Raw genomic sequence first — 20,997 nt, 5'->3', positions numbered from 1 at the left:
ATTACAAAAAGGGAAGCTGTTGTTTTATGACTGTGCAGGTTCGTTCCGGGGTAATCTGAACCCGTGGGTACTTGCGAAAAACAAAGGAACTGCAGTTTTTCGCTTAGTATCCCCTACTGGGCGAGGTTAGCGGGAGCGTGCCCCGGTAGGACCTGCACAGCAATTAAGAGCCATTTAGCTTTATTGTTATAATTTCCAAAATAATTCCCCAAAAAGCGTGAAGACACAGTATCTTCACGCTTTTACCATTTTTAAAACATATTTTCCTCCTAGTATAGCACTCGTTAAGAGAGAAAAAGAGGGAGCTTCTTAAAAGGAGAGGCTTCAAAAAATAAGTGGATAAAGAGGAGGTATCAATATGAATAGAGGAAGAAAGTTTGCAGGGCTTGTTTTATCGGCTATGCTCTTCGGAACGGTAGCAGGAGGCACGATGGTAGGGGTAAATGCTCTATCCGACCAGTATCGTTCGGGGGTTCTTGCACAGGCGTCCAATGATGCGGGAGCCACAGTTTTTGGGGAGAATGCATCGAAGAACGATTCGCAGGGGAGCAGTGCACAGCAGTTAAATGCATCTTCCGCAAATAAGACTGCGGAGACAAGCGGGAGTGTTTCGGAAATTGCCAAAAATGCCATGCCCGAGGTGGTTTCCATTACCAATACCATTCGTTATCAGCAATACGGCTATACCATTTTCGGGCAGAGTGGGGAACAGGAGGCTGCTGCAAGCGGTTCCGGTGTCATTATCGGAAAAAATGATACGGAGCTTCTGATTGTGACGAACAATCACGTAGTGGAAGATTCTACCGCACTTTCCGTACAGTTTGTAGATGGAAAATCTTATGATGCGGAGATTAAGGGAACGGACAGAGATGTCGATCTTGCCGTGATTGCTATTCCGCTTTCCTCCCTTTCCAAGGAAACTTTAAACAGTATCAGCTTCGCAAAGTATGGCGATTCGGACAGTGTCAATGTCGGAGATCAGGTGGTTGCCATCGGAAATGCATTAGGCTACGGCCAATCTGTAACGACCGGAATTATATCGGCCAAAAACAGAGACATTTCCACAGAGGGCGGGACGGAATCCGGTCTTTTACAGACGGATGCGGCTATCAATCCCGGTAATTCCGGCGGAGCACTTCTCAATATGAACGGGGAGTTAATTGGAATCAATGTGGCAAAGTATTCCGATACTACGGTAGAGGGGATGGGATACTCTATTCCATCGAAGAAGGTAAAGGAAATTGTGGAAGGTCTTTCTCAAAAAACGACCAGATCGAAGGTTAGTCAGGATGAAAAAGGCTATATCGGTATCCAAGGAAAAACGGTGGACAGCAGTATTGCGGAAGCCTACAACATGCCGAAAGGAATTTACATCTATAAACTCTTAACAGGAGAGGGAACGGATAATTCCGCTCTGCAGGAGAAGGACATCATTACAAAGTTTGACGGACAGTCTGTAGACAGTCTGGAAGAACTTTCCGGCCTTCTTTCCCGCTATAAGGCAGGAGAAAAGGTAGAGGTAACGGTACAGAGACTTTCCGGAAAGGGAGAGTATCAGGAGAAGACCGTTACGGTAACCCTGGGGAAGAATAGTCAAAATCCGATGAAGGGTTAAGCAATATTCCTCGATTTCCGAATAGTGGAATTTAACAGTGTGTGAAAAAATGTGTGTGTGAAAAAATGTGCGTGTGAAAAAAGCTGTAATTGGATTGCAAGAGTCTTCATAATTTGCTAGTATTACAAATTATCGCTAGGAAAAACGGCTGTATGTAAAAGCAAAAAGAAGGTTTAGAAAGATGGAAGAAGCTCATTGGAAAGGAACAGAAAAGATACGACGGTTCCTTTTCATGGGCTTTTTTTCTTTGCTCATTTTATCCATAGGTTTTTTTATCGGGATGGGAGATTCCCTGGCCGGTGCCAAAAAACGGGATAAGACGGCGGTTTCTTCCGCTTCCGGGAAAGTGGCCGGAAAGAAAGAGAGCTTTCATGAATTTCTCTCTTACAGGAACGTTTCCTATCCTTCCGTTTATCCGAATCATTTCTATGATGCCTATGTTTATCCTTCCAATAGGAGGGGGGAGGTTCTGGGAACGATTATCTATATCCATGGGGGAGGTTTCGTTTCCGGAACAAAAGACATTGCCGGAGAAAATCCCTATTTTCTTGCCTGGCTCAGGGCAGGCTTTCAGGTGATTTCCATAGATTATGCATTGGCACCGGATTATCCCTATCCGACGGCGCTACATCAAATTTCTTATTGTGTGGAAGAACTCTTAAGGCTGAAGGACAGTTTGGGAATAGACGAGAGAAAACTCATTTTTATGGGAGACAGTGCCGGAGCAAGTCTTGCCGGTCAGTTTATTTTAACGCAAGTGAATAAAGGCTATGGGAAGATGCTCGGGATTTCTCCGTTTATGGCTAAAAAAGGCGCTAAGATTTGTGCATTTATCTCTTTGTCCGGTTTACTGGACGGTACGCGTTATCATAAGACGGGACTTCAGGAAAACGACGTCGCTTTTCTTTCCTGGGGACAGGCTTATTTTCGGGATAAAAAATTTTACAGTGGAAAAAAAGCCGAAGAAACCAAACTGGAGGATTACCTGACAAAGTCTTTTCCGCCTACTTTTCTGACGGACGGGAATATAGGTTCGTTTCGGAGTCAGGCGGAAGATTTCAAGGGAAAATGCCGTGCTTTGGGAATTCCGGTATATACTTATTTTCCGGACGGAGAAATTCCGCATGATTATGAACTCCGGGCGGGTTCCGAAGAAGCTGAAAAATCTTTGGAGAAACAAATTCATTTTGCGCGTTTTCTTCTTTCCTGAAACGGGAATGCTTTTCAAGCCGGCATTCCTATTGTATAATCTTCCCTATGATTAAAGACATTCAAAAACAATTAAATCATTTACAGGTGCTGTTAGATGCTGCGGTCTTGGCATTTTCTTATGCTTTTGCGTGGTACTTTGCCATAAAAAATCCGATTTTTCCTGAGGGGCACGGAGTGCTTTCACCCAGGTTTTATTTTTCTGTCATGATTCCGCTTATTCCGGCCTATTTATTCCTGTATTGGATTTTGGGACTGTATAAACCGATGCGGACGATTCGGATGAAGACTGCCTTTTTCCGAATCCTGCAGAGTAATTCCGTGGGACTGCTTCTTTCCGCATCCATTCTTTTCGCTTTTCGTAAAAGCGGCTATTTTGAACATTACTCCACAAGGATGCTGGGTTTTTTTTATGTTTTCTCGATTTTCTTCACCACGGCGGAAAGATACTTTTTACGGAAAGTTCTCTCCGCACTGCGGAAGAACGGTTTTAATCAGAAACATATTATTTTGGTGGGATTTTCTCCGGTTTCGGATCGCTTCATTGATCTTTGCAAGAAAAATCCGGATTGGGGCTACCATATTTACGGTGTTGTAGATGACCTGGCAGAACCGGGGGCGTCTTACAGGGGAATTTCCGTAATAGGCGGAATTAAGATGCTCGGAGATTTGCTTTCTACGAATACGATTGATGAAATTGCCATCACCTTACCGCTGGCGGCTTACGAGAAGCTTCCCGGTATTGTTTCGACTTGTGAAAAGTCGGGAGTACACACGAAGTTTATACCCGATTATCAGCAATTTATTCATTCCAAGCCGATTGCAGAGGATATGGACGGCTTACCGATTATTAATATTCGAAATGTACCCCTGACCGATCCGATGAATGCCATCTTGAAGCGTTGGATCGATATTTTCGGTTCTCTGGTGGGAATTGTTCTTTTCGGCCCATTGATGCTTGTTGTAGCTGCTCTCATTAAGTTGAGCTCTCCGGGACCCATTATTTTTAAACAGGAGAGGGTAGGCTTACACAACAGACCTTTTATGATGTATAAATTCCGCTCTATGGGAGTGCAGAAGGCGGAAGAGGAGAAGAAGGCATGGACGGTGAAGGGAGATCCCAGAGTTACTTGGATTGGGAAAATTATCCGAAAAACTTCCATTGATGAATTGCCGCAGTTCTTTAATGTTTTAAAAGGAGATATGTCTCTGATCGGTCCGAGACCGGAAAGAACGCAGTTTGTGGAAATGTTTAAAGAGCAGATTCCCCGTTATATGATTAAGCATCAGGTTCGTCCCGGTATGACGGGGTGGGCACAGGTGAACGGCTTTCGGGGCGATACATCCATTACCGGCAGAATTCAATGTGATTTATGGTATATCGAGAACTGGAGCTTAAGTCTGGACATTAAAATCCTTTTTTTAACGCTATGGAAAGGATTTGTTAACAAAAATGCCTATTAATTCTGTCGCATTTTGTGGTATGATACCTTATCGTTCATTTTGCGGTAGCAGGGATAAGGATTAGGAAAGCTCTTTTAAAAGGATGATGAGGCAGACAGGCTTTCGGATATCCGAAAAAGAGAACTCTTGGGAGGTAGACTTTGGCATTAGAGCAGAATAGGGGGAGTAGAAAGCCCCATGGCGAGCTACTTAAGGAAAAGACGGAAAAAGCAAAAGAGATAGAAGCAGGGAAGCGAGCATCTTATATTGTGACTCTTCCGGAAGAAAAAAGGGAAGAAAAGAAGGAAACTAAAAGGAAGATTGACAATCTGGATGTTCTGCAGATGAATACGGCAAGAGATATAGAAGGCGAGCTGGATGAGGTCTACAGTAAGAAAGAGAAAAGAAAGAAGTCTCTTTGGAAGAAGATTCTTCTTCTCTCCGTGATTGAAATTCTGACCTTGGTGATGATTGTTTGTGCGGGTTATGTGGTTCGTTACATGAATATCAAGCCGGAAGTGCAATTCAACATCAAAAATGTCAAGAATCAAAACATTGACGTGACCAAGCAGGAGCAAATGCAGGGCTATTGGACCATTGCCGTTTTTGGTGTAGACAGTCGTGACGGCGGTGTCGGAAGAGGAGCAAATGCCGATGTGCAGCTTATTGTATGTATTGACAGAGCGACCGGTGCGGTGAAACTGGCATCCGTCTTTAGAGATACTTATTTAAACCTTGCAGCAGGATCCCGCTTTGCAAAGATTAACGAAGCCTATGCAGACGGCGGTCCCGAGCAGGCGGTTGCCGCATTAAATAAAAATTTGGATTTGGATATTGAGCATTATGCAACCTTTAACTGGCGTGCGGTTGCCGATGTGATTACGATGCTTGGCGGCGTGGATATCGATATCACGGAAAAAGAATTCAAATATATGAATGCTTATATTCATGAGACCAGTATTGAATCAAAGGTCAATGTCAAGAACCCTGCCGCGGAATATATTAAAAAACCGGGGATGCAGCATCTGGACGGTGTACAGGCTGTGGCCTATGCAAGACTCCGTTATATGGATGATGACTTTACAAGAACAAAGAGGCAGAGAGAAGTGATTTCTCAGGTGCTGGATAAGGCGAAGAAGGCGGATCTGGCAACACTGACCAATGTTATTGACACCGTTCTTCCGCAAATTGCCTTTAATGTGGATGTTGGGGATATTTTGGAACTGGCTAAAGGGGTCAACAAGTACAATATTGTCGGTTCGGAAGGATTCCCCTATGACTTGCGTACGCAGATGATGGGGAAGAAGGGAGACTGCGTTATTCCGCTTTCTTTAGCTTCCAATGTGACAAAGCTCCATGAGTATCTCTTCGGTGATGAGAATTATAAGCCGAGTTCGGCAGTTTGGACCTTTAGCGATAAGATTGCGTCCGATGCACAAAGTTATAAGAACGGAGGCGGTGAAGAAAGCTCGAAGAAGAAGTCCAAGCACAGTGATGATGAGGACGAGGAGACAAAGAAGAGCGAAACAAAGAAAAAGAAGGGAGAATCCGAATCCGAGTCCGAGTCTGAGAGCAAGAAAAAGAAGGCGGAAACCGACGCGGACGGAAATCTCATAGAGACTACAAAATCTTCCGGCAGTAAGAAGGAAACAGAGGAAAGCAAGTCCGGAAAGAGTACGGAGGAAAGTAAATCGCAAGGGCCGACTTCAGAAACGAAGACGACTAGTGAGGAAACGAAGAAGAATAGCGAAGAAAGCAAAAAATCCGAAACAGCTTCTCAGGAGCCCAGTATCGGAAAGGGGCCGGATGAGGCCACCGGCAGTGACGATAACGGTCCCGGAAATATTGTAGAATAGCAAGAGAAGATGCTTTTTGCATGGTGCTTGCTGGGAATAAAAAGAAGAGTAAGCAAGTGTCGCAGGAAAATAGCTGACACTTGCTTCTTGCAAAATGAAGAAAAACAGAGAAAACAGGAAAAGCGGAGAAGAATCATGGACGCAGTAGCAGTGAAAGTGCAAACAAAGGAAGAGAGGGATTTTTACAAGATAGCGGAAAGAATCAGTCTCCTTTATCTTGGAATTATCCTTTTGATTTATCCCTTTTATTTTAGAAACGGATATTTTGATATTTTGCAGGCTAAGTTCAGTTTTTTCTGGATTTCTTCCTTAGCTTACTCTGCGATTATGACGCTTTTTCTTCTTTTGTACGCTTTTACGCTGAAGAAAGAAGAAAGAAACCGGATTTATACGAAATTGTTTTTTAGAGTGGAGGATGGCAGAAAGAAGCCCTTCCTGTCTACGGATGTTTTTTTCTGATCTTAATTGCAATTTATTGCATTTCCATGTTTCTTTCGGGCTATATTTATGAGACCTGGTGGGGAAGCACGGGGAGGTTTATGGGAACCTTTACCTGGCTCTTATTGTTTTTGGATTATTTTTTCTTAACGCGCTTTTATCACTTTAAGAAGGGACACCTTGTGATTCTTTCCCTTTCCATTTTCTTACAGGCCTGCTGGGGAATCAGCGATTTCTTTTGGATGAATCTTTTCCATTTTTTTGATGGCGTGGATAATAAAGGTCTGTGGTCTACCTTTGCGGGCGGAGTGGGAAATATTAACGGCTATACTTCCCTGATGGTCAGCTATTCAGGGCTTTATGCCGGTCTTTATCTTAAGGAGAAAAAAGGGAAGTGGAGCCTGCTTTTTCTTCTGATGTATATGTTTACCTTGCTTGCCGCCATGTACGGGATGAGTGATAATGCGGTATTCGCCCTGTTTGTACTTTTTCTTGCCCTTCCTTTTTTCTGTTTTCAAAAAAAGGAGGTTCTGCTTCAATGCATAGACCTCTATCTTGCATTTTTCCTGACAATGAAGCTCGCTGTATATCTGATTCCCGCGGAAGGTAGCTCATATAATGTGGGAGACAAAGGATTTTTCTTATTGCTCGGCTATTCTGCACTTCCATTTTTGGCAATCCCTGTTCTGGGACTGCTTCGGCTTCTTGTGATGAAGCTTCGGGAGGAAGCGGTGCAGAAGCTTTTACGGCCGCTGTATTACGCCGTATTTTGTCTCATCCTGTGCGGAGTTATTTTTGTGTTTTATGATGCCAATGTTTCGCATAAGATTGCTTTCCTTACAAAGTATAAAAACTATTTTCTTTTTGATGATGCCTGGGGTTCGGGAAGAGGCTTCATCTGGAAGATGGGGATGGACTTTTTTATGAACAAAATGCCTTTGTGGCAGAGAATCTTCGGATACGGACCGGACAGCTATTATATGCTGACAAACGACCACTATAAGTTTGAAATCAGTCAAAGTGCTTTTGGTGCGATTGATAATATCCATAATGAGTATCTCAATATTCTGCTGACCATAGGAATGGCCGGATTGATTGCTTATTTTCTTTTTATATTCTTCTCCTTAAAGACGCTTTGGGAGAAGGATCGGGAAGGGGAGGAGAGTTTTTCCGGAACCGTCTTTCCTTTTGCGACAGGAATAGCCCTTCTCTGCTATCTGGGACAGGCAGTCATCAATATTGCGGTACCTATTGTTTTACCGATTATTTTTATCCTGTTTTTCTTAGGGCTCGGCACAAAGTGTCGGGCGCAGGAGTGCTCGGATGATACTGCCTCCTAGGAATAGAGTGATTTTTTGATTCTTTATATAGAAAGAGGGAAGCAGCCTCTTTTCAGGCGAAAGAAGCGGGACTGTTCCGATGGTTTATCGGAACAGTCCCGCTTCTTCTCTATCTTTTTATGATTTCTAAGCTGAATTTTTTTGGAAGATGATGCTAACGAAAACCGTTTGCCTTTTATTCTTCCGGCTCAATCAGACCGTAACTCTTTGCCTTACGCTTATAAACAACATTGACTTTTCCGGTATCTCCGTTTAAGAAAACAAAGAAGTTGTGTCCTAAGAGCTCCATCTGTAAACATGCTTCTTCCGGTGTCATGGGTTTTAAATCAATCTGCTTTGTACGAACGATTTTGATTTCTTCCTCATCATAGCTTTCCTGTTCTTCCAGGAATTCCGGAGTGAAAGAGGAGGACTGATGTCTGGCTACCAGCTTATCCTTGTACTTTCGAATCTGTCTTTCCAGAACATCTACGACAAGGTCGATGGACTGGTACATATCCTCGGTAGATTCTTCGGCACGGATTACGCTGCCCTTCACAGGAATGGTAACCTCAATTTTCTGCAAATCCTTCTGCGTGGAAAGGGTTACGTTGCAAGGGGTATCCGCCTGGAAAAACTTATCGAGTTTTCCGAGCTTCTTCTCCACCATATTCTTTAACCCTTCTGTGAGACTAATGGTTCTTCCTGTAATGCTAAATTTCATAAACGAATCCTTCCTTTCCTTTTCTTTTAAGAAGAAGATTCTTCTTATAGACAGTATAGCATTTTCTATAAAAAATGGAAACAAAATCCAAAGTTTGAAGAGGAATTTCACAAAGAATTCACGATTGAAAAGCTTCGATTTTCACAGCATTTTCACTGCTTCTTCCTTGCTAAAGAACGGGACTAATGGTAAACTCTATGAGTTATAGATTTATACAATGCCATACTACTGCTGTATGGAGAAGGAGTATAGAAGAATGAATCTTTTTGAAAGAGTATTTGGAACGCATTCTAGTAGAGAGTTGAAGCTGATACAACCGAAGGTAGATAAAATCCTTTCTTTACAGGAAACTATGGCGGCAATGTCTGACGAGGATTTAAAGGCACAGACGGGAAAATTCAAGGAGAGATTGTCTCAAGGAGAAAGCTTGGACGATCTCCTGCCCGAAGCTTTTGCAACGGTAAGGGAAGCTGCTAAGAGAGTACTCGATATGGAGCACTTTCCGGTACAGCTCATTGGTGGCGTGGTACTCCATCAGGGACGTATCGCGGAGATGAGAACCGGTGAAGGAAAGACCTTGGTTTCTACCTGTCCGGCCTATCTTAATGCTTTAAAAGGCGAAGGCGTACACATCGTAACGGTAAACGATTACCTTGCCAAGCGTGACTCGGAATGGATGGGACAGGTGCATCGTTTCCTTGGACTCACTGTAGGAACGGTTTTAAATGAAATGTCTACAGAGGATCGTCAGGCGGCCTATGCTTGCGACATTACTTATGTAACAAATAATGAACTCGGATTTGACTATCTTCGTGACAACATGGCGATTTACAAGAATCAACAGGTTTTACGAGGCTTAAATTATTGTATTATCGACGAGGTGGACTCTGTTTTAATCGATGAGGCGAGAACACCGCTCATTATTTCGGGACAGTCCGGAAAGTCTACAAAGCTCTATGAACTTTGTGACATTTTGGCCAGACAACTTGAAAGAGGAGAGGAATCCGCCGAGTTTTCCAAGATTAATGCGATTTTAGGAGAGGAAATCGAGGAAAGCGGAGACTTTATCGTTAATGAAAAGGAAAAGACCGTAAATCTGACTCAGCAGGGTGTGGAAAAGGTGGAGAAATATTTCCATATCAATAACCTTGCGGATGCGGAGAATCTGGAGATTCAGCATAATATTATCCTTGCGCTTCGTGCCAACTACTTGATGTTTAAAGACAAGGATTATGTGGTAAAGGATGACGAGGTTTTGATTGTTGATGAATTTACCGGTCGTATTATGAACGGAAGACGGTATTCCGACGGACTGCACCAGGCGATTGAAGCGAAGGAACATGTGAAGGTAAAGAGAGAGTCCAGAACACTGGCAACCATCACCTTCCAGAACTTCTTTAACAAGTTCAAGAAGAAGGCCGGAATGACCGGTACGGCACAGACCGAGGAGAAGGAGTTTAGAAATATTTACTCCATGGACGTTATTCAGATTCCGACAAACAGACCGGTACAGAGAGTGGATCTCGACGATGCGGTATATAAGTCCAAGAAGGAGAAGTTCCAGGCGGTTGTGGATGAGATTGAGGCGATTCATGAGACCGGCGCACCCGTACTGGTCGGTACGATTGCCATTGAGACCTCCGAACTTCTTTCCGGTATGCTTAAAAGACGCGGCATCAAGCACAATGTCTTAAATGCGAAGTTCCATGAGCAGGAAGCGGCAATCATTGCGGAGGCAGGTGTACACGGTGCAGTAACCATTGCGACCAACATGGCCGGTCGTGGTACGGATATTAAGTTGGATGAGGAATCGAGAGCTGCAGGCGGTCTTCATATCGTGGGTACGGAAAGACATGAGTCCAGACGTATTGACAATCAGCTCCGCGGTCGTGCGGGAAGACAGGGAGACCCCGGACAGTCGCAGTTCTTCCTTTCCTTGGAAGATGATTTGATGCGTCTTTTCGGTTCCGAGCGCCTGATGGGGATGTTCGAAGCTCTGGGCGTTCCCGATGGAGAGCAGATTCATCACAAGATGCTTTCCAATGCGATTGAGAAGGCCCAGCAGAAGATTGAGTTAAATAACTACGGTATCCGTGAGAATCTCCTGAAATATGATGAAGTAAACAATGACCAGAGAGACGTGGTTTATGCGGAAAGAGAGAAGGTACTCGAGGGAGACAATATGCGTCCTCTCATTACCCGCTTTATTACCGATATCGTGGATTTCTATGTCAATGAAAATATTGTGGACAGCGACAGCCCGAAGGAGTGGGACTTCCAGGGATTAAATGATACGTTGATGCAGATTATTCCGTTAGGGAAGCTGAATTTTTCTGAGGAAGAATTCGAGCATATGACCAGAGATGAGCTTGCACAGAAGTTGAAGGAAAGGGCGATTCGTCTCTACGAGGAAAAAGAAGCGGAGTTCCCGAATCCGGAGCAGATGCGAGAGGCGGAACGCGTTATCCTCTTAAAGGTTATGGACCAGAAGTGGATGAGCCACATCGACGATATGGACATTCTCCGTGACGGAATCGGTCTGCAGGCTTACGGTCAGAAGGATCCGCTTGTAGAGTACAAGATTGCCGGCTATGAGATGTTCCAGGAGATGATGAGAAGTATACAGGAAGAGACAGTGCGTGTACTCTATCAGATTAAGCTGGAACAGAAAGTGGAAAGAGAGCAGGTTGCAAAGCCTTTGGCTACCAATAGGGATGAGTCCGCGGTGAGAGCACCGAAGATGAGAGAAGGCAGAAAAATTTATCCGAATGATCCCTGTCCCTGCGGATCCGGAAAGAAGTATAAGAACTGTCATGGACAGAGTATTTATCAAAAAGAGAAGTAATAACGGTTTAGTAGTAAGAGAATAATCGGGAACAAGAAGGAAAGGAGCCTCTGTGATTGAATTTGAGCAATTCAAATCGGAATTAAATACGAAGGAAGAGCCGCTTAAACAATTAGAGCAGGCTCTGGACCTGGACAACAAGAAAAAAAGAATTGCAGAGCTGGACAGAATGATGGAAGAGCCGGATTTCTGGGCGGATGCGGAAAAGGGAAATAAGCTATCCACAGAGGCAAGCCATTTAAAGGATGAGGTGGAAGGCTTTTTAAAGCTGAAGGAAGACTACGAGGATATCGACGCCTTGATTCAGATGGGAAAAGAAGAAGAGGATGCCTCCGTGATTCCGGAAATCAAAGAGATGCTTGCCCGTTTTTCGGAAGAACTGGAAAACATGAACACGACGCTTCTTCTTTCGGGAGAGTATGACAGTATGAATGTCATTCTCCGCTTAAATGCCGGAGCAGGTGGGACTGAGGCGAACGACTGGGCGGGAATTCTTTACAGGATGTATACCCGTTGGGCGGAGCGCCACGGATTTTCCGTAAAGATTCTGGACTATCTGGATGGAGATGAGGCGGGGATTAAGTCTGTCACCATGGAAGTGGTGGGACAGTATGCCTACGGTTATCTTCGCTCGGAGTCGGGGATTCATCGACTGGTACGCATTTCTCCCTTCAATGCGCAGGGAAAGAGGCAAACCTCCTTTGTTTCCTGTGACGTGATGCCGGATATTGAGACGGATATTGATATTGAAGTGAGAGAAGAAGACATCAAGATGGAGGTTTTTCGTGCCTCCGGCGCCGGCGGACAGCATATTAACAAGACTTCTTCCGCAGTGCGTTTGATACATATTCCAACCGGTTTTGTGGTAGCCTGTCAGGAAGAACGTTCTCAGATTCAAAACAAAAATAAGGCGATGCAGATGCTGAAAACAAAGCTTTATTTAAAGGAGAAAGAAGAGCAGGAAGCAAAGCTTGCCGGCATTCGGGGAGAAGTGAAGGATAACGGCTGGGGCTCTCAGATCCGTTCTTATGTTTTGCAGCCCTACAGAATGGTGAAGGATCTCCGTACCGGAGAAGAGACGGGGAATACCGATGCGGTATTGGACGGAGATATCGACCGATTTATTACGGCCTATTTAAAATGGATGCAGCTTGGATGTCCGGACAGAAAAGTTTCCGGCAATGATTAGAGAAAAGGGGTAGAGGCATGAAGATTGCCATTATGGGGTTCGGGACAGTCGGATCCGGAGTAAAAGAAGTATTGGAATTAAACCGCGAGCAAGTAGAGAAAAAGGGCGGAGATAAGATTGAAATCAAGTATATTTTGGCACGAAGAGAGCATATCCCCGGCGTTCCCGATGAGCTTGTTACCACGGACTTTTCCGTGATTGAAAAGGATCCGGAAGTAGAGCTTGTGGTGGAGGCAATAGGCGGCATCCATCCTGCTTATGAATATATCATGAGTTGTCTGGAAAAAGGGAAGCATGTGGTAAGCTCCAATAAGGCGGTGGTGGACGCCTGCGGGTCGAAGCTTATGCGTACGGCAAAGGAGCATAACTGTAATTTCTACTTTGAAGCCTCTGTAGGCGGTGGGATTCCGGTTATTCGTACCCTTTATCATAATTACGCAGGGGAAAATGTGACGGAGATTACCGGTATTTTAAACGGAACCAGTAATTTCATCTTAAGTAAAATGAAGGATGAGGGCTCCACCTTTGCCGATACCTTAAAGGAAGCACAGCGGCTCGGCTATGCGGAAAAGGATCCGTCCGCCGATGTGGACGGCTTTGATACCTCCAGAAAAACCGCGATTCTTCTTTCCATGTCTTCCGGCATGCGTTGCCGTCACGAAGATATTCATACGGAAGGTATCCGGGAAATTTCGGATATGGATATGGCCTATGCAAAGCAAATGGATTACCATATTCGCCTTTTGGGCTCCGTAGAGACAGTGGAGGACAAATACTTTGCCTATGTTGCGCCCATTATGGTGGGAAAGGATGATCCGCTTTACTTTGTAAATGGAGTATATAACGGCATTCGTATTGTGGGAAATTGTCTGGGCAATACCATGCTTTACGGAAAAGGCGCAGGGAAGCTTCCAACAGCTAGTGCAGTGGTTTCCGATATTATTGCGGCGGCAAGGCATAAGAATCATTTTCAGGGAATCGGCTGGTCGGAGAAGATGATTGAAATTGAGCCGATGGGCTCCAACGCTTTCCGGTATTTTCTTCGTATTGAGGGAACAGCCGAGGGGATTCAGAAGGAACTTAAGTCTTACTTCCTGGATGGGGGAGAAGCGCTTAAGCCAATCGTGTTGAAGGGCAGACAGGATGAGTTTGCTATCGTATCCGACATTTTATTTGAAGAAGATTTCTTAGCAAGGCTGAGAGGCTTTGAGGAAGAGACGGGAAGAAGAGTCTTCCATTTCATTCGCATGAAGGGGATGACGGAGGAATAAAGAGATAGGGGCTGTAAAAAATCAAAATAGTTTTCTAAGCAATATAGGTCTGAATTTGGGGCACGCTCTCGCTAGCTTCGCCACGTAGCGGATACTAAGCGAAAAACTTCGATTCTCTTGTTTTTCGCAAGTACCGACGGGCTCAGACTACCCCTCATTCAGACCTATATTGCCGAAAATCTATTTATTATTTTGATTTTTTACAGCCCCATTTTTCATAAAGAATATAGAGAGAAAGAAGAAATAAGAGAACGGAAGTTTTGCTCCGGGCTATAGTTCCTAAAGGAATTTGCCGGACAAAATAAGCCAAGAGGAAGAAATAATGGATATTTGGGAAAGCGGAAGGGAAGAGGAGAGCTTTCAGCTTGCAAAGAAGCTTGGAGAAAAAGCAAAAAAGGGAGAGATCTATTGTCTCGAGGGGGAGCTCGGAACGGGCAAGACTGTTTTTGCGAAGGGCTTTGCGAAGGGACTTGGGATAGAGGAAATTGTGGATTCTCCGACCTTTACCATTGTAAAAGAGTATCAGGGAAGAGAAAAGCTTTACCACTTCGATGTGTATCGAATTGAGGATGTTGAGGAACTGCAGGAAATCGGCTTTTCGGAAATGATTAGCGGGGATGCGATTTGCCTTATCGAGTGGGCGAGTCAGATTGAGGAAGAAATTCCGGAAAATGCCAAGTGGATTACTATAGAAAAGGACTTGGAAAAAGGCTTCGACTACAGAAGGATTTGTATGGGAGAAAGAAAATGATCAGTTTAGGAATAGATGCTTCCGGAAAAGTGGCCGGCGTAGCACTGGTTCGGGATGGTGAGCTCCTTGGAGAGATTACGCTTTGCCTCGGACTTACCCACTCGGAAACCCTCCTTCCTGCCTGTATTTCCCTCTTAGAGCAGGCGAAGGTTTCCATCGAGGAAATTGATTTGATTGCCTGCACGAAGGGGCCGGGATCTTTTACGGGTTTACGTATTGCCGCAGCTACGGCAAAGGGACTTGCCTTAGAGAGAAGGATTCCGATTCTCGGTATCAGCACCTTGGAGATGCTGAAAGAAAACTTAAGCTATATCTCGCTTCCTATCCATGTGATACTGGATGCAAGAAGGGGACAGGTCTATACGGGAAGCTATCTGGGAGAAAAGCTTCTTCGGGAGGAACAGGCTTGTCCTCTCTCCGAGGTACTGGAGTTCGCAGAGTCTTTAGAGGGAAAACAGATTTTTCTCGGTGACGGCGTGCTTCGCTATAAAGAAGAGATTTGTGCTGTTTTGGGGGAAGAAAGACTGATTTTTCCGGAGGGCTCTTCCCTTTTACAAAGGGCCTCTTCCCTCACGCTTTTAGCGGAAAGAAAGTGGAATGCGGGTGAGAGAGAAGAATTCCATCTGGAATATTTACGAAAGCCGCAGGCGGAACGCCAGAAAGAGGCGGGAGAGTTGAAGGATTTTCAGATTATTGAGGAAGAGTGTGCGGAGAAGGTTGGCAAGACGGAAGATCGCTTGAGCGCGAAAAACTATCCGGTTTAGTGGTTTTATAGAGGAGGGAAAATGCTATTTCGGGAAATGCAAGAGGCGGATTTGGAAGAAATCCTTGCTTTGGACCGGGAGATTTTTCGCTCCATGGCATACAGCGAGCGGGATTTTCTCTATGCGCTTTCCGGAAAATTCGATAAGGCGCTCGTTCTTGTTGAGGAAGAAGAAATTATAGCCTACGGCATTTTTCGTCTGCTCGGTACGGAAGCGGAGCTGGAGAGCATTGCAGTGAGAGAAGCGCATAGAGGAAAAGGCTATGGACGTCTGCTTCTGGAAGAATTTCTCCGTATTGGAAAAAAGGAAGGCGTAGGAAAGGTATTTTTAGAGGTGAGAGAGGGGAATCTCCCGGGAAGAGGCCTATATGAAGCGCTGGGATTTCAGACCTTCGGAAGAAGAAAGGACTACTACCGGGATCCTGTAGAGGATGCTCTTCTTATGGAAAGGATTATAGAGTAAATGTTGGAATTAAGTTTACTGGGAACCGGAGGCATGATGCCGCTTCCGAAGAGATGGCTCACGAGCCTTATGGCGCGCTGCAACGGCTCCAGTCTTTTGATAGATTGCGGTGAGGGAACACAGATAGCCATGCGCGAAAAAGGCTGGAGTCCCTATCCGATTGATACGATTTGCTTCACGCATTATCATGCGGATCATATCTCGGGACTGCCGGGAATGCTTCTCAGCATGGGAAATGCGGAGAGAACGAAGCCGGTTCGTCTGATTGGTCCCAAGGGGCTAAAGAGAGTGGTGGACGGTCTTAGAATGATTGCCCCGGAACTTCCTTTTTCCTTAGAGTACGTGGAAATTGCGGGAGAAGTCGAAACTTTTCAATCGGAGAGCTTTGTGATAGAAGCCTTCAAGGTGCAACACAGTATTCCCTGCTACGGCTACCGTCTTTCGATTCCGAGAAAAGGGAAATTTTCCGTGGAAAGAGCGGAGGAACAGGGGGTTCCGCTTCGGTGCTGGAACAGGCTGCAGCATGGAGAAACGGTGGAATGGGAAGGCAGGATTTTCACTCCCGATATGGTGATGGGAGAGGCACGAAAGGGCATTTCCGTAGTATACTGTACGGACACAAGACCGGTCTCGAGAATTTCCGAGATGGCTAAGGGTGCGGACTTATTTATTTGCGAAGGGATGTACGGCAAAGAGGATAAGGCCGGCAATGCCAAAAAACATAAGCATATGACCATGGAAGAGGCGGCGAGGCTCGGAAGAGAGGCGGAGCCGAAAGAGATGTGGCTTACCCACTATTCTCCGTCCGAGCTTTATCCCGAGCAATATAAGGACAAGTTCAAGGATATTTTTCCGGTCAAGTTTGCAAAGGACGGTTGGAGCCGGGAAATTCTTTTTGAGGATTAGTTTTTGGAGGAAAAAATGCAGGACATACTGCTTTTAGGAATAGAAACGAGTTGTGACGAGACCGCGGCAGCCGTAGTAAAAAACGGAAGAGAGGTGCTTTCCAATGTAATCTCTTCGCAGGTGGCGCTTCATGCGGAATTCGGCGGGGTGGTGCCGGAGATTGCGTCAAGAAATCACTTGGAGAAAATAGACGAGGTCATTCGGCTTGCCGTGAAAGAGGCGGGAATCCGGTTTTCCGACTTGTCGGGAATTTCCGTCACGGTGGGGCCGGGGCTTGTCGGAGCCCTGCTTGTCGGTGTTTCCGAGGCAAAGGCTCTCTCTTACGCTCTTAAAAAACCGCTCATTCCCGTGCATCATATTGAGGGGCATATTGCGGCAAACTATATTTCTCATGCGGATTGTAAGCCGCCCTTTGTATGCCTTGTGGCAAGTGGCGGGCACAGCCATTTGCTCCTTGTGGAGGATTACGGAAAAATTAAAATCTATGGAAGAACGAGAGATGACGCTGCGGGAGAGGCCTTTGACAAGGTGGCTCGTGCGGTGGGACTGGGGTATCCCGGCGGACCGAAGCTGGAAAAGATAGCGAAGGAGGGGAATCCCGAAGCCTTTCATTTTCCGACGGCGAAAATGGAAGACTCTCCCTATGACTTCAGCTTTTCCGGTGTAAAATCCGCGGTTTTAAACGAGATGAACAGGAAGAAGATGCTTTCCGAGGAAGTGCATGTGGCGGACCTCTGTGCTTCTTTTCAGGAAAATGTGACAGAGGTGCTTTCGGAAAAGGCCGTCCGTCTTTGCAGGAATCTCGGCGTATCCCGCTTGACCATTGCCGGCGGTGTTTCCGCAAACGGAAAGCTTCGGGAGAAAATGCAGGAAAAGGCGGAGAAGGAAGGAATTTCTTTTTACTCTCCGAAGATCATTCTCTGCACCGACAATGCGGCCATGATTGCGGCAGCAGGCTATTACGAGTGGAAGAACGGAAACTTTGCCGACTATTCGGTAAATGCCTATCCCTCCCTGTCCCTCACGGAGGGCTAAGCCGGCAGAGGGTGCAGGGCAGGGCAGGGAAGCTGTTCCGTAAAAAGAGATGCCTGTACTGTCTTGTAAAAAGAGATTCCTATACTGTCTTGTAAAGGGAGAAGAGATTCTGCTCTATAAAGGGAGAAGGATAGACTGTCCAAAAAGACCAAGAAGAGCCATTCAATAAAATGGAAAGCAAGTATTTGTGAATAGGCCGGGGAGAAGAAAGAATGGAAGAAAAAAGAAAGCCGTAACGGCCGTAATCCTTATGGCGGGGTCCGGAAAGCGAATGCATACGGAAGAAAAAAAGCAGTTTCTGCCCTTTCACGGGAAACCTCTCTTTTATGCTTCGGTAGAGCGATTCCTCGCTTGGGAAAGATGCAAAGAACTTCTTTTGATTGTCGGCGCGGAAGATCAGGAACGAGTAGAGAAAATAATTGAAACAGAGGGCTGGCGTAAAAAGAAGAATGTTCGCGCGGTAAAGGGCGGAGAAGAGCGTTTCGATTCGGTCTATCGGGCAATCTCCTACATGGAAGGAGAGAAGCGAAAGGAGAATACAGTTCCTGCTCAGACGGAAGAGACGGTTTTTATTCACGATGCGGCTCGCCCCTTTTTTACGGAGGATTTGTTGGAAAGACTATACCGGGAAAGCCGAATTGCAAAAGCTGTCATTCCCGGTCTTCCCGTGAAGGACACGATTAAGCTGGTAGAGGATGGGGTTGTTCGGGAAAGCCTCGAACGAAATTTACTCTATTCCGTTCAAACGCCTCAGGCTTTTACTTTTCCGTTACTTCTTTCCGCCTATCAGAAATTTCTGGCTGAGCGGGATCTCTATAAAAAGAAAATCACCGATGATGCCATGGTTATCGAGCTTTTTTCCGAGGAGAAGGTAAAACTTGTTCCGGGCGAAGAGAAGAATCAAAAAATCACAGTGCAAGAAGATATACAGCTTTTGTATAATTGACCTATAAAATAAGACTTTTTAATTTTTCGACTTTACAATCTTAAAAAACACTCTTAAAATAAGTATATAATTATCGTAAATTTTATAAAGGACAATAAGGAAGAGAAGATGAAGACGAAGATTTATGTACAAATGTTAGGTGGATTTTCCTTAAGCATCGGAGAGAAAAAGCTGGATTTGGGGACAAACAATAAGGCTAACTTTTTGAAGTTGTCTGAAATTGTTTTTTTAAGAGGCTTGGGCGGTGTGTCCAAGAGAGATTTGATTGACGGTGTTTTTGGGCATAAGGCTCTTCTGGATGAAAATAACAGCTTGAACAATCTTCTTCATCAGGCCAGAACACAGCTCAAGAAAGCGGGTATGCCCGGGAAAAAAATCATCGACGGGAAGAGGGGCGTGTATGCACCGGAATATGATCCGAACTATGATTATGTTTTGGATGTGCATGAGTTCGAGGATATTTGCTTAAAAGCGAAAAATGAAAAAAAGCCGGAGAAGAAGTTTTCCTATTATCAGCAGGCTTTTGCGCTTTATAAGGGAGAGCTCCTTCCTGAGTTTGCTACGGATTACTGGGTTATCTTGGAGAGCGTTCGCTTAAAGAGATTGTATGATGATGTGGTAGACTTTCTGGGAGAGTATTTTAAAGAGCAGGAAGACTATGAATCCCTTTTTGAAATCTATGACAAGGCCAACAAGATTTATCCGGATAACGGATGGCAGATTGAGATGATTGATGCCTTGATTTTAAAGAAGGATTACAAGACGGCATACGAGCTTTACACGAAGTGTGCGCATTACTATCAGGATGAATTGGAAGTACCCATTCCGGAAGCGCTTCGCTCCTGCTATGAAAGACTTTCCGACAATGTCCGTGTGGTAACCGACGATATTCGCCAGATTCAGGCCAATATTGTCCGTAAGGATGAGAAACTGAAGAGTGAGATGGGTGCCAGAAAAATGGGGGCTTACCTTTGTCCGTTTACCAGTTTTATTGACATCTATCACGTTTTAAGGAGAAATCTGGAGAGAAGAGGCTCTTCCATCTTCATGATGCTTTGCACACTGGTGGACTATGAGGGAAAGCCGATTCAGAACCAGGAAAAGCTGAATGCGAGAGCGGAGATTCTCGAGCAATCTCTTTCCGAGGGCTTAAGAAAAGGAGATGTTTACACCAAGTATTCTTCTTCTCAGTACTTGATTTTACTGATCGGAACAAAGAGAGAGGACTGCGCGATTATTTACCAGAGAATTTCCAGAAGAGTAAAGGAACTTGCCGGTTCCAGAGCGGAATTCCGTTACAGAATTGTATCTCTTGCCGAGATTCCGGGAATTTTGGAGCGGAACAATCAGTTTGAAGAATAAGAATTCCGGAAATGGAAAGCATGAATTTAATTGATGTATGGAAAGAATTTAATACTTGACACCGACCTGTCGTTTTGATACAATTTCCTCTGTTCAGCAAGCGTGCGTAGCTCAGCTGGATAGAGCGTCTGGCTACGGACCAGAAGGTCGTGGGTTCGAATCCTGTCGCACGCATAAAGACTCTTCCTTATCGAAGGGTCTTTTTTATTCTTAACAAGTGGCTAAGGCGGAGCCTGAGACATCTTGTTCATAACGAGTATTGCTCGCGAAGCGTGCGTTATTTCGTTTTTTAGGCTATAGAATACAGGAGTAAAAATACTTGCATTTTTGTTTTGCCTATGCTAAAATGCTTAAAGTATTTCTGTTGTGACTTGGAGGGGGCAAGCTTAGGCTTGCTCCTTTTCATGATAAGGGGCGGATTCGCTCCTAATCAGCATGGATGAAACGGGGTATTGCATGGAAGTAGAGAGAACCAAATCGTATTTAGAAGAGATTCTTCCGGGAATGGGCTATATCTTGGATAGTGTAACCTTCACTGAGGAGGCCGGAACCCATTATCTTCGTGCCTTTATTTACAGACAGGATGAGGAAGATATGACAGTGAACGACTGTGCAATGGTTTCCAGAAGGCTGTCCAAGTGGCTGGATAAAGAGGATTTTATTGCTGAAGAGTATATTCTGGAGGTTTGCTCCTTGGGATTTAAGGATAACCCTTCGGAAGGTGATGAACTGTACAGCGAAGAAATCGGCGAAGAAACGGATGAAGAAATCGTCGATGAAACGGATGAAGAGGAATAGAACATTTAAACATAGCATAGTAGATAGAATTCTTTTCGGGACGGAAAAGAAGGGGGAGTAAAGC

At 44.9% G+C, this 20,997-nt stretch carries 18 protein-coding genes and 1 tRNA gene; 18 read left to right on the top strand and 1 reads right to left on the bottom strand.

From position 1 onward, the window contains the following. Positions 1 to 358 precede the first annotated feature (358 nt). The 6 genes from HMPREF9124_RS08525 to HMPREF9124_RS08505 all read left to right on the top strand — a co-directional run bounded on the left by HMPREF9124_RS08525 (position 359) and on the right by HMPREF9124_RS08505 (position 7,901). Complete coding sequence (locus HMPREF9124_RS08525; RefSeq protein WP_009429293.1) at positions 359 to 1,615, top strand: S1C family serine protease; 1,257 nt, start codon at positions 359 to 361, stop codon at positions 1,613 to 1,615. Positions 1,616 to 1,796: 181 nt separating this feature from the next. Further along, entirely contained in the window at positions 1,797 to 2,825 is a 1,029-nt protein-coding gene (locus HMPREF9124_RS08520; protein WP_009427903.1) for an alpha/beta hydrolase, read from the top strand. Positions 2,826 to 2,872: 47 nt separating this feature from the next. Beyond that, entirely contained in the window at positions 2,873 to 4,288 is a 1,416-nt protein-coding gene (locus HMPREF9124_RS08515; RefSeq protein ID WP_009428250.1) for an undecaprenyl-phosphate glucose phosphotransferase, read from the top strand. A 140-nt stretch (positions 4,289 to 4,428) separates the two neighbouring features. After that, positions 4,429 to 6,123 carry an LCP family protein gene (locus HMPREF9124_RS08510; RefSeq protein ID WP_009428768.1) on the top strand — a complete coding sequence of 565 codons (1,695 nt, stop codon included), beginning with the start codon at positions 4,429 to 4,431 and terminating at the stop codon, positions 6,121 to 6,123. Positions 6,124 to 6,258: 135 nt separating this feature from the next. Further along, positions 6,259 to 6,582: a hypothetical protein gene (locus HMPREF9124_RS12380; protein WP_242821581.1), complete on the top strand. Its 324-nt coding sequence runs from the start codon at positions 6,259 to 6,261 to the stop codon at positions 6,580 to 6,582. An 80-nt stretch (positions 6,583 to 6,662) separates the two neighbouring features. Continuing rightward, positions 6,663 to 7,901 (top strand): O-antigen ligase family protein, encoded by a 1,239-nt coding sequence (locus HMPREF9124_RS08505; RefSeq protein ID WP_242821580.1) that lies wholly within the window; start codon positions 6,663 to 6,665, stop codon positions 7,899 to 7,901. 175 nt (positions 7,902 to 8,076) lie between these two features. Here the strand turns inward: HMPREF9124_RS08505 and hpf are convergent, their stop codons facing one another. Then, positions 8,077 to 8,604: a ribosome hibernation-promoting factor, HPF/YfiA family gene (gene hpf, locus HMPREF9124_RS08500; protein WP_009428002.1), complete on the bottom strand. Its 528-nt coding sequence runs from the start codon at positions 8,602 to 8,604 to the stop codon at positions 8,077 to 8,079. 256 nt (positions 8,605 to 8,860) lie between these two features. Here hpf and secA point away from each other — a divergent pair, with 256 nt between their 5' ends. The 12 genes from secA to rimP all read left to right on the top strand — a co-directional run bounded on the left by secA (position 8,861) and on the right by rimP (position 20,933). Beyond that, a complete protein-coding gene (secA, locus tag HMPREF9124_RS08495; protein ID WP_009429011.1) occupies positions 8,861 to 11,449 on the top strand; it encodes a preprotein translocase subunit SecA in 2,589 nt (862 codons plus the stop codon). A gap of 52 nt (positions 11,450 to 11,501) precedes the next feature. Next, the gene (prfB, locus tag HMPREF9124_RS08490) at positions 11,502 to 12,638 is read left to right on the top strand and encodes a peptide chain release factor 2 (RefSeq protein WP_009427853.1); all 1,137 of its coding nucleotides are present in this window, start codon (positions 11,502 to 11,504) and stop codon (positions 12,636 to 12,638) included. Positions 12,639 to 12,655: 17 nt separating this feature from the next. Further along, on the top strand, positions 12,656 to 13,909 hold the full coding sequence (locus tag HMPREF9124_RS08485; protein WP_009427690.1) for a homoserine dehydrogenase: 1,254 nt from the start codon (positions 12,656 to 12,658) through the stop codon (positions 13,907 to 13,909). A gap of 322 nt (positions 13,910 to 14,231) precedes the next feature. After that, positions 14,232 to 14,660, top strand: a complete 429-nt coding sequence (gene tsaE, locus HMPREF9124_RS08480; RefSeq protein WP_009429226.1) for a tRNA (adenosine(37)-N6)-threonylcarbamoyltransferase complex ATPase subunit type 1 TsaE — start codon at positions 14,232 to 14,234, stop codon at positions 14,658 to 14,660. Further along, positions 14,657 to 15,424, top strand: a complete 768-nt coding sequence (gene tsaB, locus HMPREF9124_RS08475; protein ID WP_009428704.1) for a tRNA (adenosine(37)-N6)-threonylcarbamoyltransferase complex dimerization subunit type 1 TsaB — start codon at positions 14,657 to 14,659, stop codon at positions 15,422 to 15,424. The genes tsaE and tsaB overlap by 4 nt, the downstream gene beginning before the upstream one ends. Before the next feature lie 21 nt (positions 15,425 to 15,445). Then, positions 15,446 to 15,886 carry a ribosomal protein S18-alanine N-acetyltransferase gene (rimI, locus tag HMPREF9124_RS08470; RefSeq protein WP_009428595.1) on the top strand — a complete coding sequence of 147 codons (441 nt, stop codon included), beginning with the start codon at positions 15,446 to 15,448 and terminating at the stop codon, positions 15,884 to 15,886. Then, entirely contained in the window at positions 15,887 to 16,792 is a 906-nt protein-coding gene (locus HMPREF9124_RS08465; RefSeq protein ID WP_009428073.1) for a ribonuclease Z, read from the top strand. 15 nt (positions 16,793 to 16,807) lie between these two features. Beyond that, positions 16,808 to 17,827 carry a tRNA (adenosine(37)-N6)-threonylcarbamoyltransferase complex transferase subunit TsaD gene (gene tsaD, locus HMPREF9124_RS08460; protein ID WP_009428322.1) on the top strand — a complete coding sequence of 340 codons (1,020 nt, stop codon included), beginning with the start codon at positions 16,808 to 16,810 and terminating at the stop codon, positions 17,825 to 17,827. A 187-nt stretch (positions 17,828 to 18,014) separates the two neighbouring features. Next, positions 18,015 to 18,773 (top strand): 2-C-methyl-D-erythritol 4-phosphate cytidylyltransferase, encoded by a 759-nt coding sequence (gene ispD / locus HMPREF9124_RS08455; protein ID WP_009429094.1) that lies wholly within the window; start codon positions 18,015 to 18,017, stop codon positions 18,771 to 18,773. A gap of 108 nt (positions 18,774 to 18,881) precedes the next feature. Continuing rightward, the gene (locus HMPREF9124_RS08450; RefSeq protein WP_009429274.1) at positions 18,882 to 20,135 is read left to right on the top strand and encodes a bacterial transcriptional activator domain-containing protein; all 1,254 of its coding nucleotides are present in this window, start codon (positions 18,882 to 18,884) and stop codon (positions 20,133 to 20,135) included. Positions 20,136 to 20,235: 100 nt separating this feature from the next. Further along, positions 20,236 to 20,309, top strand: a tRNA-Arg gene (locus HMPREF9124_RS08445). Positions 20,310 to 20,591: 282 nt separating this feature from the next. Beyond that, positions 20,592 to 20,933 (top strand): ribosome maturation factor RimP, encoded by a 342-nt coding sequence (gene rimP / locus HMPREF9124_RS08440; protein WP_036598063.1) that lies wholly within the window; start codon positions 20,592 to 20,594, stop codon positions 20,931 to 20,933. Positions 20,934 to 20,997: the final 64 nt, after the last annotated feature.

Origin of the sequence: Oribacterium sp. oral taxon 108 str. F0425 (assembly GCF_000214455.1) — a bacterium.
Classification (GTDB): Bacteria; Bacillota; Clostridia; order Lachnospirales; family Lachnospiraceae; genus Oribacterium; species Oribacterium asaccharolyticum.
This window is presented reverse-complemented; position numbering and strand designations above follow the sequence as displayed.

What these genes read in the sequence shown, in the direction of transcription:
- secA (WP_009429011.1), top strand. Translation starts at nt 8,861, where the DNA reads ATGAATCTTTTTGAAAGAGTATTTGGAACGCATTCTAGTAGAGAGTTG.
- HMPREF9124_RS12380 (WP_242821581.1), top strand. Translation starts at nt 6,259, where the DNA reads ATGGACGCAGTAGCAGTGAAAGTGCAAACAAAGGAAGAGAGGGATTTT.
- HMPREF9124_RS08450 (WP_009429274.1), top strand. Translation starts at nt 18,882, where the DNA reads ATGAAGACGAAGATTTATGTACAAATGTTAGGTGGATTTTCCTTAAGC.
- HMPREF9124_RS08505 (WP_242821580.1), top strand. Translation starts at nt 6,663, where the DNA reads ATGGGAACCTTTACCTGGCTCTTATTGTTTTTGGATTATTTTTTCTTA.
- HMPREF9124_RS08520 (WP_009427903.1), top strand. Translation starts at nt 1,797, where the DNA reads ATGGAAGAAGCTCATTGGAAAGGAACAGAAAAGATACGACGGTTCCTT.
- tsaB (WP_009428704.1), top strand. Translation starts at nt 14,657, where the DNA reads ATGATCAGTTTAGGAATAGATGCTTCCGGAAAAGTGGCCGGCGTAGCA.
- HMPREF9124_RS08515 (WP_009428250.1), top strand. Translation starts at nt 2,873, where the DNA reads ATGATTAAAGACATTCAAAAACAATTAAATCATTTACAGGTGCTGTTA.
- hpf (WP_009428002.1), bottom strand. Translation starts at nt 8,604, where the DNA reads ATGAAATTTAGCATTACAGGAAGAACCATTAGTCTCACAGAAGGGTTA.
- rimI (WP_009428595.1), top strand. Translation starts at nt 15,446, where the DNA reads ATGCTATTTCGGGAAATGCAAGAGGCGGATTTGGAAGAAATCCTTGCT.
- tsaD (WP_009428322.1), top strand. Translation starts at nt 16,808, where the DNA reads ATGCAGGACATACTGCTTTTAGGAATAGAAACGAGTTGTGACGAGACC.
- HMPREF9124_RS08525 (WP_009429293.1), top strand. Translation starts at nt 359, where the DNA reads ATGAATAGAGGAAGAAAGTTTGCAGGGCTTGTTTTATCGGCTATGCTC.
- HMPREF9124_RS08465 (WP_009428073.1), top strand. Translation starts at nt 15,887, where the DNA reads ATGTTGGAATTAAGTTTACTGGGAACCGGAGGCATGATGCCGCTTCCG.
- HMPREF9124_RS08485 (WP_009427690.1), top strand. Translation starts at nt 12,656, where the DNA reads ATGAAGATTGCCATTATGGGGTTCGGGACAGTCGGATCCGGAGTAAAA.
- rimP (WP_036598063.1), top strand. Translation starts at nt 20,592, where the DNA reads ATGGAAGTAGAGAGAACCAAATCGTATTTAGAAGAGATTCTTCCGGGA.
- tsaE (WP_009429226.1), top strand. Translation starts at nt 14,232, where the DNA reads ATGGATATTTGGGAAAGCGGAAGGGAAGAGGAGAGCTTTCAGCTTGCA.